At 57.7% G+C, this 14,746-nt stretch carries 13 protein-coding genes; 12 read left to right on the top strand and 1 reads right to left on the bottom strand.

What is annotated here, in order from left to right; genetic code table 11:
• Positions 1-65 precede the first annotated feature (65 nt).
• Complete coding sequence (locus DQX05_RS03100) at positions 66-1,331, bottom strand: nucleotidyltransferase (protein ID WP_119790807.1); 1,266 nt, start codon at positions 1,329-1,331, stop codon at positions 66-68.
• 258 nt (positions 1,332-1,589) lie between these two features.
• Between DQX05_RS03100 and DQX05_RS03095 the strand changes: the two genes are divergently transcribed.
• The 12 genes from DQX05_RS03095 to ftsY all read left to right on the top strand — a co-directional run bounded on the left by DQX05_RS03095 (position 1,590) and on the right by ftsY (position 14,326).
• Complete coding sequence (locus DQX05_RS03095; RefSeq protein ID WP_119790805.1) at positions 1,590-2,105, top strand: YceD family protein; 516 nt, start codon at positions 1,590-1,592, stop codon at positions 2,103-2,105.
• A gap of 97 nt (positions 2,106-2,202) precedes the next feature.
• Positions 2,203-2,376, top strand: coding sequence for a 50S ribosomal protein L32 (gene rpmF, locus DQX05_RS03090; protein WP_119790803.1), 174 nt, complete (start codon positions 2,203-2,205; stop codon positions 2,374-2,376).
• A 260-nt stretch (positions 2,377-2,636) separates the two neighbouring features.
• Positions 2,637-3,233 (top strand): transcription factor FapR, encoded by a 597-nt coding sequence (fapR, locus tag DQX05_RS03085; RefSeq protein WP_119790802.1) that lies wholly within the window; start codon positions 2,637-2,639, stop codon positions 3,231-3,233.
• Positions 3,217-4,215 (top strand): phosphate acyltransferase PlsX, encoded by a 999-nt coding sequence (gene plsX / locus DQX05_RS03080; RefSeq protein ID WP_119790800.1) that lies wholly within the window; start codon positions 3,217-3,219, stop codon positions 4,213-4,215. The genes fapR and plsX overlap by 17 nt, the downstream gene beginning before the upstream one ends.
• 11 nt (positions 4,216-4,226) lie before the next feature.
• Positions 4,227-5,213: a beta-ketoacyl-ACP synthase III gene (locus DQX05_RS03075; protein ID WP_119790798.1), complete on the top strand. Its 987-nt coding sequence runs from the start codon at positions 4,227-4,229 to the stop codon at positions 5,211-5,213.
• Between the two features lie 90 nt (positions 5,214-5,303).
• On the top strand, positions 5,304-6,227 hold the full coding sequence (gene fabD, locus DQX05_RS03070; RefSeq protein ID WP_119790797.1) for an ACP S-malonyltransferase: 924 nt from the start codon (positions 5,304-5,306) through the stop codon (positions 6,225-6,227).
• Between the two features lie 130 nt (positions 6,228-6,357).
• Positions 6,358-7,104: a 3-oxoacyl-[acyl-carrier-protein] reductase gene (gene fabG, locus DQX05_RS03065; protein ID WP_119790795.1), complete on the top strand. Its 747-nt coding sequence runs from the start codon at positions 6,358-6,360 to the stop codon at positions 7,102-7,104.
• 109 nt (positions 7,105-7,213) lie between these two features.
• A complete protein-coding gene (acpP, locus tag DQX05_RS03060; RefSeq protein ID WP_006676625.1) occupies positions 7,214-7,450 on the top strand; it encodes an acyl carrier protein in 237 nt (78 codons plus the stop codon).
• A gap of 126 nt (positions 7,451-7,576) precedes the next feature.
• The gene (gene fabF / locus DQX05_RS03055; RefSeq protein WP_119790793.1) at positions 7,577-8,812 is read left to right on the top strand and encodes a beta-ketoacyl-ACP synthase II; all 1,236 of its coding nucleotides are present in this window, start codon (positions 7,577-7,579) and stop codon (positions 8,810-8,812) included.
• A 12-nt stretch (positions 8,813-8,824) separates the two neighbouring features.
• Positions 8,825-9,523 (top strand): ribonuclease III, encoded by a 699-nt coding sequence (gene rnc, locus DQX05_RS03050; protein ID WP_119790791.1) that lies wholly within the window; start codon positions 8,825-8,827, stop codon positions 9,521-9,523.
• 214 nt (positions 9,524-9,737) lie between these two features.
• Positions 9,738-13,307 carry a chromosome segregation protein SMC gene (gene smc, locus DQX05_RS03045; RefSeq protein WP_119790789.1) on the top strand — a complete coding sequence of 1,190 codons (3,570 nt, stop codon included), beginning with the start codon at positions 9,738-9,740 and terminating at the stop codon, positions 13,305-13,307.
• Positions 13,308-13,321: 14 nt separating this feature from the next.
• Positions 13,322-14,326, top strand: a complete 1,005-nt coding sequence (gene ftsY, locus DQX05_RS03040) for a signal recognition particle-docking protein FtsY (protein ID WP_119790787.1) — start codon at positions 13,322-13,324, stop codon at positions 14,324-14,326.
• The last annotated feature ends 420 nt before the right edge of the window (positions 14,327-14,746 follow it).

The raw sequence follows: 14,746 nt of genomic DNA, 5'->3' as shown, positions 1-14,746 counted from the left end.
TTCGGTACCGGATTCGGGGCGGACAACGGATGGCGCATGCCAGCCGTTGTTCGCCGTTATGGGGATTAGAACCGGCGGGGCGGCTCATAATAGTCCCGAAAGGCGGCCCTCGCTTCCCAGCCGCGGAACGCGTTGGCATAGGCGGCGGTTGCGCGGGAGTCCGCTTCCAGGCCGGCGCGGCCGCCCAGATGGCTGTTGTCGCGCGTCATGTTGAGGACGATGGGTAGCTCCGCGCAGCGCTTCATGCGCTTTAGCAGATGGCGTCCGCGCTCGGTGAAGCCCAGCACCCGCACGTAAGCGGGACCCGTGGCGAGGGCGTCCGGCCCGAAATGGAATTTATCATGATGCAGCAAGATATGGGCCAAGGTTCGCATCAATTTGGTCCGAGTATAGCGCTTCGTCTTCAGCTTCGCGATCAGCGGCTCAACGCCGGGCTCCTCCAGCGTCTGGAGCGCTTGCTTGATGCGGTGCTCGAGCCCTTCGGTCACCTCCAGATACCGCGCCAGCTCCTCGGGCGGAAGCAGGTAGAGACGATAGAACAGCTCGCGGCGGAACGCTTCCCAATTGAGCGGCGCCCTGCCGGAGGCATGCTCCCGTTCCAGTATGTTAAGCGTGCTCTCCGGCACATAGCGGGCCGCCGCAGCCAGATCCCCGGAGCCGGACCAGAGGCGCCGGACGGCGGTGGCGCTGGCGATAGTGCCTTCCGGCGCCTCCGCATCGTGATAGCCGGCTTCGCGGCGCGGAATCGTCAGCGGCTTCATGTCGCTGTTCAGCCTCCGCATCGCCAGCAAATAGTGCAGCCCAAGCGAATTGTTCGGCTGGGTCAGCCAATGCGCGCCGGGCTCCGCTTCGCTCCCGGCGGCCGCTTCGCCGCCGTCCAGCACCGGTCCGGCCGCGGCGGCGTAGGCGGCCGGATAGCTGCGCCCGGCCTTCAGCTCGGCGCGCAGCCGGCTGGCGAATTCGTCCGGCTCGCGGGCCAGCGCCTTGGCGGCCCCGCGCAGCCGCTTCAGGTCGCCGGATTCGCTGCCGAAGCACAGCGCGTCTACGACGCCGGTGGCTTGCAGCGTCGCTACCGCGCCGTAGGCGAACCATTCGGCCGGCTGGACGGCGTATGCGACCGGCAGCTCCAGCACGAGGTCGACGCCGGCGGCCAGCGCCATATCGGTGCGCGCCCATTTGTCGGCCAGCGCGGGCTCGCCCCGCTGCAGGAAATGGCCGCTCATGACCGCGACGGTGGCTTCCGCCTCAGCCGCGAGCTTCGACTGCTGCAAATGATACAGATGCCCGTTATGAAGCGGGTTATATTCAACAACGATTCCGACCGTTTTCATATCACTCTTCCTTTCGATCACAGAATAAGGTAAGATGGTGATTCATGGACAGAAGGGTGCATAGACTGCCCGTCCGGCGGGCCCTAGGACCCGTCGTGGCACTCCTGAATTTCCCATCCGATCATACCATGAACCAGGAGAGAACGGCGAATTTTTGGCGGAGGGGCAGAGGATGTCCCGGCAATCTGTCAAACAAATTTGGTTGACAAAGCATGACGTTAATCGCTATAATTAATTTTGTTTGTTTGGAGTGATGTTATGAACATTCATTTTCGGGACATTGTCGCAAAAGGACGGGAAACCCGCATTCAATCGGCATTTTCCGCTAACGATGTGGTTCGGGACCGCAAAGATATTTCCATACCCGACCCGGTGACCGTGGATTTGACGGCCAGGGCGGAAGGCGAAGGACAGGTTGGCGTGCATGGCCAGCTGACCGCACGGTTGGAACTGGTATGTTCGCGTTGTTTGACGTCGTTTACCGAGACATACGTCATTCCGTTCGATGAGCAATTCAAGCTGACAGACTCTACTGATCTTTCCCCGGAGGAAGAGGAGGACGACGTCACTGCGGTGACGGAAGACCTTATCGACCTGCAGCCTTATGTGGAAGTCGCGCTTTTGCTGGCCTTGCCGTTCGCGCCGCTGTGCAGCGAATCGTGCAAGGGCTTGTGCCCTACTTGCGGCACGAACCGCAATGAGCAGCCCTGCGGCTGTTCGAACGAGCGCATTGACCCGAGACTGGCGGGGTTACAAGATTTCTTCAAGAAATAAATAGCGACAGTAGAAGTATTCTGTTCAAGAAGAGCGCTAGCCGCACTTTTTGGACAGCCTTGGAAGAGCACGTAACTTGGGTAAGGAGGTGTAGAACATGGCAGTACCTCAAAGAAGAACGTCGAAGACTCGTCGTGACAAGCGCCGTACGCACTTTAAATTGTCTGTGCCTGGCATGGTGAAGTGCCCACAATGCGGAGAGTTGAAATTGGCTCACCATGTATGCAAAGTGTGCGGAACATACAAAGCAAGAGAGATCATCAAACAATAATGATTCATAGGAAAAGGCAGTGCTTCGCCATCGGTGGGGCGCTGTTTTTTTATTAATCGAAGCCGATTTCATAACTTCTGCTTTTCTTTGCCGGCGATTTTATATATACTGGATTAGTACCAGGTTCTAATGGCTCCTATTAACGGCCTCTTCATTTGTGAAGATGAGATAAAGTAATTATTCCGATTATTCCGAGGCTCCGAAGTCGATGTGACGATCCGGACAACAGGACAAGAAGGTGGTGCGGGGTCATTCAACGTTTGCCGAAGCGACAGCGTCAACAGCAGTTGGCGAAAATCATTGAGGAAAATCCGTTTGTAACCGATCAGGAACTGACCCGCATGCTGAAGGTCAGTATCCAGACCATTCGCCTCGACCGGATGGAGTTGGCTATCCCGGAGCTGCGGGAACGCTTGAAGATGATGGCGGAGCAGACCTACGACCAGGTGCGGTCGCTGCCGCTGCATGAAGTGATCGGTGACATCGTCGATCTGCAGCTGGATCATAGCGGCATCTCGTATTTCGAGATACGCGAGGAACATGTCTTTTCGCGGACGCATATCGCCCGAGGCCACCATTTGTTCGCGCAGGCGAACTCGCTGGCCGTGGCTGTTATCAACGACGAGATCGCGCTGACGGCCACGGCGGACATCCGGTTCATCCGGCCGGTGCGCCTTCGGGAGAAATGCATCGCCAAGGCGTATGTCCGATCCGGGTCGGGGGAGCGGAGCAAAGCGAAGGTGGAGGTATTCACCTATGTCGGCGAGGAGCTGGTGTTCCAGGGCAACTTTATCATATTCCGTTCAGGCGCGATGAACGGCAGCGAAGGAGGAGACGAGCATGAGAATCGCCATTGACGCCATGGGGGGAGACCACGCTCCGGAATGCAATGTGCAGGGGGTTCTTGCCGCGGCGCAGGCATGGTCTGATATCGAGCTGCTGCTGGTGGGGGACGAGGCGAGGCTGGAGCGGCTGCTGACATCCCGCCCCGCGAATGTCCGCATCGTTCATGCGGCGAGCACGATCGAAGCGGATGACGAACCCGTTAAGGCGGTCAGACGCAAGAAGGACGCTTCGATGGTTGTCGCCGGACGAATGGTGCGGGAAGGGGAAGCGGACTGCATGATCTCGGCCGGGAACACCGGCGCGCTCATGACGACGGGCCTGCTGGTTGTTGGCCGGATGGCCGGCGTCGAGCGGCCGGCGCTGTCGCCGATGATACCGACGATGGACGGGCGCGGCGTGCTGGCGCTCGATCTGGGAGCGAACATGGATGCGAAGCCGGAGCATCTCGTGCAGTATGCGCTGATGGGCAGTATTTACCGGGAGAAGGTGCACGGCATTCCGAAGCCCCGTGTCGGGCTGCTCAACGTCGGCACGGAAGCGATGAAGGGCAATGAACTGACGAAGCAGGTATATCCGATGCTGGAAGAGCTGCCGATTCATTTCGTCGGCAATGTGGAGGCGCGCGATGTGCTGGAAGGCAGTTGCGACGTGCTCGTATGCGACGGGTTCGTCGGCAATGTGCTTCTGAAGTCGCTGGAAGGCACGGCCGGCTCCTTGTTCAGTGTACTGAAGCAGGAATTTACCCGTTCCTGGTATACGAAGCTGGCAGCCGCGGTGCTGATGCCGGGCTTGAAGCGTCTGAAGAAGATGATGGATTACAAGGAGCACGGCGGTGCGCCGCTGCTCGGGCTGAACGGACTGGTGTTGAAAGCCCACGGTTCTTCGGACGCGCGGGCGATCGAGAATGCGGTCCGCCAAGCGCGCACGGCGCTGCAGCATGATCTTATTCATACGATTGCAACGGAAATCGGAGGGAATACAAGCGGGAAGTGAGTGGTGCGAGAATGAAATTGCGTTCGGTAGGCATTATCGGTACGGGGAAATACGTACCCGAACGGGTATTGACCAATGAAGACTTGGAAAAGATGGTCGATACCAATGACGAATGGATTGTAACCCGGACCGGGATTAAAGAGCGGCGTATTGCAGCCGACCATGAAGCGACATCGGATTTAGCGTATCATGCCGCCCAGGAGGCGCTGAAGGCGGCCGGGATAACGGCCGAGCAGCTGGATCTTATCGTCGTCACGACGATTACGCCGGACATGACTTTCCCGTCTACGGCCTGCCTGCTTCAGGAGCGGCTCGGCGCCAAGCGCGCCGCGGCCTTCGACCTGTCGGCGGCGTGTGCGGGCTTCATTTACGGGCTGGCGAATGCGAGCAACTTCATCGCGATGGGCACTTACCAATATGCGCTCGTCGTAGGGGCGGAATGTCTGTCCCGAATTACGGATTATACAGACCGGAACACGTGCATCCTGTTCGGAGACGGTGCCGGAGCCGCTGTGCTCGGTCCCGTTCCGGAAGGCCGCGGCTTCCAGTCATTCGAGCTGGGCGCGGACGGCGGCGGCAAGGAGCTCTTGAAGCTGGAAGGCGGAGGTTCCCGCTACCCCGCATCGCATCAGACCGTAGACGACAAACGCCATTATATCTATATGAACGGCAGGGAAGTATTCAAGTTCGCGGTGCGCGTCATGGGCAATGCTGCCGATGAGGCGCTCAAAAAGGCGGGAAAGACGAAAGAAGACATCGATCTGCTTATCCCGCATCAAGCGAATACCCGGATTATTAATGCCGCGATCGAGCGTCTGAATCTGCCGGAGGAGAAATGCGTCATCAATCTGCCGAAGTATGCGAACACGTCGGCGGCATCGATACCGCTCGCTTTGGCGGAAGCGGTAGAGGAAGGCCGGGTGAAGGAAGGCGACACGCTTCTTCTCGTCGGCTTCGGCGGGGGCTTGACTTGGTCGGCCTCGGTTATTCAATGGTAATCCGGCGCCATCGCCGCGAAAAATTGAACCGAATCACGGCGCCTTGCCGTAATACGTTATAGACATCAGTCATTGGAAGGAGTGTGCCCAATGGGCAAATTGGCATTTGTCTTTCCTGGACAAGGCTCGCAAGAGGTAGGCATGGGCAAGGATGTGTACGATGCCGTTCCGGCGGCGCGGGAAGCGTTCGAGACAGCGGACCGGGTATTGGGATTCCCGTTGACCGAGATGATATTCGAAGGTCCGGAGAGCGACTTGAAGCAGACGTCGAACACGCAACCGGCGCTGCTGGCGACGAGCTGGGCGCTGTATCAGGCATTGGAGCGCCATGGCATCCGGCCGGATTATGTAGCCGGACATAGCTTGGGCGAATACGGCGCGCTTGTGGCGGCCGGCGTGCTCCGCTTCGAGGACGCGATCGCGATCGTGCGCCAGCGCGGCCAGTTCATGGAGCAGGCGGTTCCGAGCGGCCAAGGCGCTATGGCAGCGGTGCTTGGCGCCGAACGCGAACGGCTGGGAGCACTGTGCGGCGATATCTCCGCCGCCGGGACCCCGGTCGAGATGGCGAATCTCAACTGTCCGGGCCAGATCGTCGTGTCCGGATCCCGCGAAGGGATCGACGCGCTGGTCGAGCGCGGGAAGGAAGCCGGAGCGAAGCGGGTCATTCCGCTCGAAGTGAGCGGACCTTTCCATTCCGCGATGATGAAGCCGGCGGCCGAGCGGCTCGGCGAGGCGCTGCGGGCAATCGAGATGCAGGTTGCGCGCATTCCTGTCATCGCGAATGTGACCGCCCGTCCGGTCACCGAGGCCGAGCAGATTCGCGGCTTGCTGGTTGAACAGGTATTTTCGCCTGTCCTCTGGGAGGACAGCGTCCGCTATTTGATCGATCAAGGCGTGGACACCTTTGTCGAGATTGGGTCGGGCAAAGTGCTGTCCGGTCTCATCAAAAAAATCGACAGATCGGTGCGCATCGTCTCCATCAACAGTCTAGAGGCGATCGAAGCATACGAGTGATGGCCTGGACGGGCGCGGCTATGCGGTAACCGCATGCAACGAACAAGGCCGGCCTGACATTATCTCGTGTCCATGCCGATAGAGCGTATAGACGGCTCGTATCGAAGATTTTGCGAAAGGGGGAATACCGATGTCCAGCTTGGAAGGAAAAACAGCGCTCGTCACAGGAGCATCCCGCGGTATCGGCCGGGCGATTGCCATTCATTTGGCGGAAGCCGGAGCCGATGTCGTCGTCAATTATGCCGGAAGTGAAGCGGCGGCGGCCGAGACGGCGGCAGCGATTGCGGCCCTTGGTCGTAGAGCTGTCACGGTGAAGGCCAACGTCGGCAAGATGGAGGAAGCCGAGCAGCTTGTCAAGAGTACATTGGAACAATTCGGAAAAATTGACATTTTGGTGAATAATGCCGGCATTACAAGAGATAATTTAATTATGCGGATGAAAGAAGAAGAGTTCGATCAAGTGATCGAGACGAATCTGAAGGGCGTCTTCAACTGCATCAAAGCCGTGACGCGCCCGATGATGAAGCAGCGTTCCGGCCGCATCATCAACATTTCGTCTGTCGTCGGCGTGCTGGGCAATCCCGGACAAGCCAACTACGTGGCGGCCAAGGCGGGAGTCATCGGCTTGACGAAGGCGTCGGCCCGCGAGCTTGCGTCCCGGGGCATTACCGTCAACTGCGTCGCGCCGGGATTTATCGAGACCGACATGACCGACGTGCTGTCGGAAGACATGAAGGCGCAGCTGCTCGGCCAGATTCCGCTTGGCAAGCTCGGCCAGCCTGCGCATATCGCCAAGGCGGTGCGTTTCCTGGCGTCGGAGGACGCGGAGTACATGACCGGCCAGACGATTCACGTCGATGGCGGCATATATATGTAGGGGCTTCTCAGTCTATGAATCCATGGACTTTAAGCATTTTTTTGTAAGAGGTTTTGATATGGTAATTTAAAATGTTTTTTCGTATAATACCAAGGAGGAGGTGAACCGGATGTCAGCAGAAGTGTTTGAGCGAGTGAAGCGCATCATCGTTGAGCGCCTTGGCGTGGATGAAGCGGAAGTAACACTGGAAGCATCTTTTAAAGATGATCTTGGCGCTGATTCCCTCGATGTTGTGGAATTGGTCATGGAATTGGAAGATGAGTTTGATATGGAAATCTCTGATGAAGACGCAGAGAAGATTACTTCGGTAGGAGAAGTAGTGAATTACATACAATCTCATAAGTAAGCAGGTAGTGAGTCCCGTTCAAGCAGTAACGGGACTTCTCCTCATTTACATTGTATGTAGCGCGTTGTCTACCTAAGGGATGCGCTTGATGAATAGAACTCGGAACTGATATAGAGGTGATACGCGTTGAAACAGAGGGTTGTAGTGACCGGGATGGGCGTAGTAACGGCTCTCGGTTCGGACCTTGAGACCTTGTGGAGGAGCCTGATGGAGGGCAAGTCAGGCATTTCGCAGATCGAGGCGTTTGATACGACCGATTACCCGACTAAGATCGCTGCTTCCGTGAAAGATTTCAATCCGGAAGACTATATAGATAAGAAGGAAGCCCGCCGTATGGACCGCTTCGTCCAATTCGGCATCGCTGCGAGCAAGAAGGCGGTGGATGATGCCAAGCTGGACATGGATCAGACGAACCGGGATCGGGTCGGCGTCATCGTCGGTTCGGGAATCGGCGGACTGGGAACTTGGGAAGAGCAGCATCGCATTTTGCTGGAAAAAGGGGTTAAGCGAGTTAGTCCGTTCTTCATTCCGATGATGATCGCGAACATGGCGTCAGGCCATATCTCGATGATGATCGGCGCGCGCGGCCCGAATACGGCTGCCGTATCGGCATGCGCGACTGGGACTCACTCGATCGGAGATGCGTTCAAGATTATTCAGCGCGGCGACGCCGACGTCATGATCTGCGGCGGTGCGGAAGCGACGATCCGCCCGATCGGGATGGCCGGATTCTGCTCGATGCGCGCCATGTCCACCCGCAATGACGAACCGGAACGCGCGAGCCGGCCGTTCGATGTCGATCGCGACGGCTTCATTATGGGCGAGGGCGCCGGCGTGCTCGTTCTCGAGTCGCTGGAGCACGCGCTGGAGCGCGGAGCCCGCATCTATGCGGAGGTGACCGGCTACGGCATGAGCGCGGATGCGCATCATATTACGGAGCCGGATCCGGAAGGCCCTGCGCTCTGCATGACGAGAGCGATTCAGGATGCAGGATTCCAGCCGGAGCAGATCGATTATATCAACGCGCACGGAACATCGACCCCGGTCGGGGACCGGTCGGAAACCCGGGCCATTAAGGCCGCGTTGGGTGACCATGCAAGGAATGTAGCAATTAGTTCTACGAAGTCGATGACAGGACACTTGCTTGGTGCAGCCGGCGGAGTGGAAGCCGTTATCTGCGCATTGACGCTGCAGCATGGCATGATTCCGCCAACTATCAACTTAGAGAATCAAGATCCGGAATGCGACCTGGATTACGTGCCGAATGTGCCGCGCAAGGCGGACGTCCGCACGGCCATGTCGAACTCATTCGGCTTCGGAGGGCATAACGCGACCGTTGTATTAACGAAATACGAAGCGTAAGGAGTCAGACTGTTGAGTGTAGAATTGAAGCAGTTACAGCAGAAACTGAACATTCATTTCCGAAACAGGCAGCTGTTAAAGCAGGCGTTTACCCATGCTTCCTACGTGAACGAACATCGCTTCGGTCAGCACCAAGACAATGAACGCCTTGAATTTTTGGGCGATGCTGTGTTGGAGCTGACAGTGTCCGAATTTTTGTTCCATCAATGTCCGACACGGCCCGAAGGAGAACTGACCAAGATGCGCGCATCGATCGTCTGCGAGCCTTCCCTCGTCAAATTTGCCAATCAGCTTCAATTCGGCAAGTATGTGCTGCTCGGCAAAGGCGAAGAGCTGACGGGAGGGCGGACACGCCCAGCGTTGCTGGCCGATGTGTTCGAATCGTTCATCGGTGCATTGTATCTCGATCAAGGGCTGGAGCCTGTGCGGGAGTTTCTTCGGAATCATATTTTTCCGCAGATCTCGCTTGACGGCAAGCTGCAGACGAATGATTACAAGACGCAGCTGCAGGAGCTCACGCAGCACCATAACCTGGGGTCGCTTGAGTATCGTATCGTAGAGGAACGCGGACCTGCGCATGAACGGGAGTTCGTGTCCGAGGTTCACATGGGAGAGACCTGTCTGGGCCGCGGAGTCGGCCGCTCCAAGAAAGAAGCGGAGCAGCAGGCTGCGGCTGAAGCCCTCGAGCACTTGGTTATTCCGAAATTATAAGGTACTGTTAGGCCGGCGGGATCCTGCCGGCCGGTTTCGCAGAAAGAGCAAAGAGCAGCTGGCGAGACGGAACGGATGCCATTCCGTGACAGGCTGGTTTTTGCTCTTTCTTTGTCCACAGCAGGGGCTGGGTCAGGCAGCGTGGACAACCGGACGGAGAGGGCTGATTCGGATCGCGATATGGTACAATAAACGTTGAGGTGAATGAGGAACGATGTTCTTAAAACGGTTAGAACTGGCGGGCTTTAAATCGTTCGCGGATCGAACGGAGTTGGAGTTCGTTCAGGGAATTACCGGTGTCGTCGGCCCGAACGGCAGCGGCAAGAGCAATATATCTGACGCCATCCGCTGGGTGCTCGGCGAACAGAGCGCCAAATCGCTGCGGGGCGGCAAGATGGAGGACATTATCTTTGCGGGCAGCGATGCGCGGAAGGCGGTGAACTTCGGGGAAGTCTCGCTGACGTTGGACAATACCGACGAGACGCTCGGTCTGGACTTCCATGAAGTGACCGTCACTCGGCGGGTCCACCGCTCGGGGGACAGCGAATATTTTATCAACAAGCAGCCCTGCCGCTTAAAGGATATTACGGAATTGTTCATGGATACGGGCATCGGCAAGGAAGCCTACTCCATTATCGGGCAAGGCCGGATCGAAGAGATTCTGAGTACGCGTTCCGAAGATCGGCGCGGTATTTTTGAGGAAGCATCCGGCATTGTGAAGTACAAGTCCCGCAAGCGGGATGCGAAGAAGAAGTTGGACGACACCGAGCAGAATCTGCTGCGCATTCACGATCTGGTCGTGGAGCTGGAGGATCAGATCGGACCGTTGAAGGAGCAGTCCGAGAAGGCGCGCCACTTCAAGCAGCTCAAGGAATTGCTGAAAACGAAGGAGATCGCCGTCTACATTCATCAGATTGAGCAATTGCATTCATCCTGGCAGGAGGCCAATGCGAAGCTGTCTGAACTGAAGGAACGGGAGCTAGCGCTGTCCACGGTCGTAAGCGAGCATGATTCGAAGCTGGAAGTGCACCGGGTCGAGCTGCGCAAGCTCGAGGAAGAACTGGAGCGGCTGCAGGCGACGCTGCTGCATTATAGCGAGGAGTATGAGAAGTGCGAAGGTCAGGGCGAGGTGCTCCGCGAGCGCAAGCGCAACCTGGTCGCGAATGAGCAGCAGATGCGGTCCAGTCTGGCGACGACATCGGAGCGGATGCGGACGAAGCAACTGGAGGTTCAGGCGGTCCGTGAGAAGCTGCTGTCGCTGGAAGGCGAGCTGGTCGAGACGAAGGGGCTCATTCATGCGGAGGAGGCGCGGCTTGTCGGCGTAACCGGCGGGACGAGCTCCGATGCGGAGGAGAGCTTGAAGGGCGAACTGCTCGACATTATGAACCAGATGGCCCAGCAGCGCAATGATATCCGCTATTACGGTCAGCAAAAGGAAGCGTTGGACAAGCGGCTGCACAAGATGAAGCAGGGCCGTACGAAGCGGGAGCAGGAGCAGGCCGAACTGCGCAAGCGGATGGAAGATGCGAAGCGGCGCACGGAGACGATGGCCGAGGATCTTGCATACATACGGAACCGCTATTTGCAGGAGAGCGAGCAGTTGAAGAAGGACGAAGCGCTGCTTGGCGAGACCGAGCAAGCGGCTCGCAAATGGCAGCAGCAAGCCGATGCGCTCGTCTCGCGCCGCGATACGATGAAGGAGCTGGCGAATGATTACGACGGCTTCATGCTCGGGGTACGGGAGGTGCTCAAGGCAGCCCGGCGCAACAGCCTGCAGGGCGTTCACGGGGCGGTAGCCGAGCTGATCCGGGTGCCGGAAGAGCTCGAGACTGCGGTCGAGACCGCGCTCGGTGCTGCGCTGCAGCACATCGTCATGGAAAATGAAGCCGTATCCCGGACGGCCATTACGTTCCTGAAGCAGCGGCAGTTGGGACGTGCCACGTTCCTCCCGCTCGATGTCATTCGGAGCCGGAAGATGAATGAGTCGGATCGCCGGGCCGTGGAAGGCGCCGAAGGATATATCGGAATTGCTGCCGATCTGGTGCGGAGCGACAAAGCCTATGCGAATGTGGTCGGAAGCCTGCTCGGCAATGTCGTGTTGGCGGAGACGCTGGAGGATGCGAATCGGATTGCGGCCCGCCTCCAATACCGCTATCGCATCGTGACCCGCGAAGGCGACGTCGTCAATGCCGGCGGCTCCATGACCGGGGGCAGCCTGAACAAGAAGAACGCCAATCTGCTCGGAAGGCAGCGCCAACTCGAACAACTCGACGCCGATATCAAAGCGACAGACAAGCAGTTAGCGAAGCTGAACGAATCGGTTGCCGAGCTGAAGAAGCGGACGGTTGCGGCGGTCAAGCGGCTGGATGATCTTCGCGAGCAAGGCGAGAGCAAGCGAATCAGCGAGCAGCAGCTGGCGAGCGAGCTGACCCAACTGGAGAAGGAAGAGCGCCAGTTGGCTGAAGTGCTGGAGTTGGAAGGCCAGGAGTTGGCCCATGCCGCCGAAGAAATGACGACGCTGGAGTCCGGGCGCAGAACGGCGGAGCTGCGGCTATCTGAACTGAAGATCGAGGAGGATCGTCTCCACGTCGCTATCGAGACGGCTGAATCGGCGCGCAAGGCGAACGAATCGGCCAAGGAGGAACTGCAAACCCAACTGACCGACATGAAGGTTCGCCAGGGCAAGCTGGAGCAGGAGACGTTCTCCCTTCAGGAGCGCTTGAAGCGAGTAGAGGAAGAGGCTCACGGCTATGAGCAGGAGTATACGCAGCTCACCCAGAGCTTGATTCAAGTGCAAATCGATCTGGAAACGGCCGAGCGCGAAGCGATGAAGCAGACGGAGGATCTGAATCATTTCGGCGTGAAGAAGCAGGAGGCCGGGAACCAGATCGAGTTCAAGCGCGCGGATCGCGCCGCTTCCCTGGAGCGCCTGGAGATCGCCGAGAGCGATACGAAGGAGCAGCGCACCGAATTGAAGCAGGTGGAAGAGGCGATGCGGCAGACCGAGATCCAATCGAACCGGTTGGATGTGGAACTCGACAATCTGCTGCGCAAGCTGAGCGATGAATACGAGATTAGCTTCGAGCTCGCGAAGCACCGCTATGCGATGCCGGACGATATCGAGGCGGCCCAGCAGGAAGTGCGCGACCTGAAGCGCCAGATTTCGGCGCTCGGGGAAGTCAATCTCGGAGCGATTGAAGAATACGAGCGAATCAATGAAAGATATCAATATTTGAGCGAGCAAAAAGACGATCTAATCGAAGCGAAAACGGCATTGTACCAAGTCATCCGCGAAATGGAAGACGAGATGTCGAAGCGGTTCAAAACGACCTTCGATGAGATCCGCCAGCGGTTCGTTGTCGTCTTCGCTAAGTTGTTCGGCGGCGGACGCGCCGATCTGGTGCTGCTTGAGCCGGACAACATTTTGGAGACCGGCATCGATATCGTAGCGCAGCCTCCCGGCAAGAAGCTGCAAAATCTGCAGCTGCTGTCCGGTGGGGAACGCGCGCTCACAGCCATGGCGCTCTTATTCGCCATTCTGCATGTGAAGCCGGTGCCGTTCTGCGTGCTGGATGAGGTGGAGGCTGCGCTGGATGAAGCCAATGTGACGCGGTTCGCCCAGTATTTGCGCGAATTTGCGGAGGAGACCCAGTTCATCGTCGTAACGCACCGCAAAGGCACGATGGAAGAGGCAGATGTGCTGTACGGCGTGACGATGGAGGAAGGCGGCGTATCCAAGCTGGTCTCCGTCAAGCTGGAAGATGAGGAAGCTATCATTGCATAAGGAGCGGGGGAGCTATGAGTTTTTTCAAAAAATTGAAGGAAAGCATCGCATCCAAGACCGAATCGGTTACGACCAAGTTCAAGGAAGGCTTGGAGAAGACTCGCCAAGGATTGGTCGAGAAAGTATCGGATCTCATTACGCGGCGCAAAAAGATTGACGAAGCGTTCTATGAAGAGCTGGAAGAGATTCTGATCGGGGCGGACGTGGGCGTTACGACCGTCATGAACCTGATTGACGATCTGCGCGTCGAAGTGCGCCAGCGCAAAATCGAGGACGCAGCGGAACTGCAGCCCGTCCTGTCCGAGAAGCTGATCGAGCTGCTGCGCGGCGACGAATCGAACAAGCTGACGATGAATCCGAACGGAATGACCGTCATTCTGTTCGTCGGGGTGAACGGCGTCGGCAAGACGACGACGATTGGGAAGCTGGCCTACCGCTTCAAGCAGGAAGGCAAGTCCGTGCTGCTTGCGGCGGGAGATACGTTCCGCGCCGGAGCGATTGAGCAGCTGGAAGTATGGGGACAGCGCGTCGGCGTAGATGTCATCAAGCAGCAGGCTGGTTCGGATCCGGCCGCCGTCATGTATGACGCCGTCCAGGCCGCGAAGCAGCGCAATGTCGATGTGCTGCTGTGTGACACTGCCGGCCGTCTGCAGAACAAGACGAACCTGATGGAAGAGCTTAACAAAATTTTCCGCGTCATCCGCCGCGAGATTCCGGATGCGCCGCATGAAGTGCTCATGGTGCTCGATGCGACGACAGGCCAGAATGCGCTCAGCCAGGCGAAGCTGTTCGGCGAGAAGAGCAGCGTCACCGGCCTCGTGCTCACGAAGCTGGACGGAACCGCCAAAGGCGGCATCGTCATCGCGATCCGCCAGGAACTGAGCCTGCCGGTCAAGCTCGTCGGCTTGGGCGAGAAGATGGAGGACCTGCAGGAATTCGATTCCGAACAGTTCGTTCACGCCCTGTTCGCCGGGCTAATCCAGGAAGCAGAAGCGCAAGAGGCGGAGGAGCAGCAATAATAATGCAAGTGCAAGGCGCATAGAGCAAATCAAAGCGATTCCGAAGACGTCCCGGCAAGGGGCGTCTTTTTGTGTATCTACAACAGGTGACCGGATAACTGATACGCAACTCTCTCCACATACGCGCATTCTCCCAACGGCCAAGAATGGTAAATATGTGCTACGCCGCTTATGACACACTGTCCCAAACGGTCAGGAGCGGTGAATATATGATCGCAGTGCTTATGTGCACTCTCCCATTTAATCAGGAAAGGTCTACGTGTCACGCCGCTTACGTTCACTCCCCCAATCAGTCAGGAGGGGTATACGTGTTACACTGCTTATGCGCACTCTCCCAATCAGTCAGGAGAGGTCTACGTGTCACACCGCTTACGTTCACTCCCCCAATCAGTCAGGAGCGGTATATGTGTTACACTGCTT

Origin of the sequence: Paenibacillus thiaminolyticus (genome assembly GCF_003591545.1) — a bacterium.
Taxonomy (GTDB): domain Bacteria; phylum Bacillota; class Bacilli; order Paenibacillales; family Paenibacillaceae; genus Paenibacillus_B; species Paenibacillus_B thiaminolyticus_A.
Note: the sequence above shows the minus strand (reverse complement) of the source record. Positions and strands in the feature narration are given on the sequence as shown.

Bases quoted from the DNA above. Each gene is read 5' to 3' on its own strand.
- DQX05_RS03100 (WP_119790807.1), bottom strand. From the start codon at position 1,331: ATGAAAACGGTCGGAATCGTTGTTGAATATAACCCGCTTCATAACGGG.
- DQX05_RS03095 (WP_119790805.1), top strand. From the start codon at position 1,590: ATGAACATTCATTTTCGGGACATTGTCGCAAAAGGACGGGAAACCCGC.
- rpmF (WP_119790803.1), top strand. From the start codon at position 2,203: ATGGCAGTACCTCAAAGAAGAACGTCGAAGACTCGTCGTGACAAGCGC.
- plsX (WP_119790800.1), top strand. From the start codon at position 3,217: ATGAGAATCGCCATTGACGCCATGGGGGGAGACCACGCTCCGGAATGC.
- DQX05_RS03075 (WP_119790798.1), top strand. From the start codon at position 4,227: ATGAAATTGCGTTCGGTAGGCATTATCGGTACGGGGAAATACGTACCC.
- fabD (WP_119790797.1), top strand. From the start codon at position 5,304: ATGGGCAAATTGGCATTTGTCTTTCCTGGACAAGGCTCGCAAGAGGTA.
- fabG (WP_119790795.1), top strand. From the start codon at position 6,358: ATGTCCAGCTTGGAAGGAAAAACAGCGCTCGTCACAGGAGCATCCCGC.
- acpP (WP_006676625.1), top strand. From the start codon at position 7,214: ATGTCAGCAGAAGTGTTTGAGCGAGTGAAGCGCATCATCGTTGAGCGC.
- smc (WP_119790789.1), top strand. From the start codon at position 9,738: ATGTTCTTAAAACGGTTAGAACTGGCGGGCTTTAAATCGTTCGCGGAT.
- ftsY (WP_119790787.1), top strand. From the start codon at position 13,322: ATGAGTTTTTTCAAAAAATTGAAGGAAAGCATCGCATCCAAGACCGAA.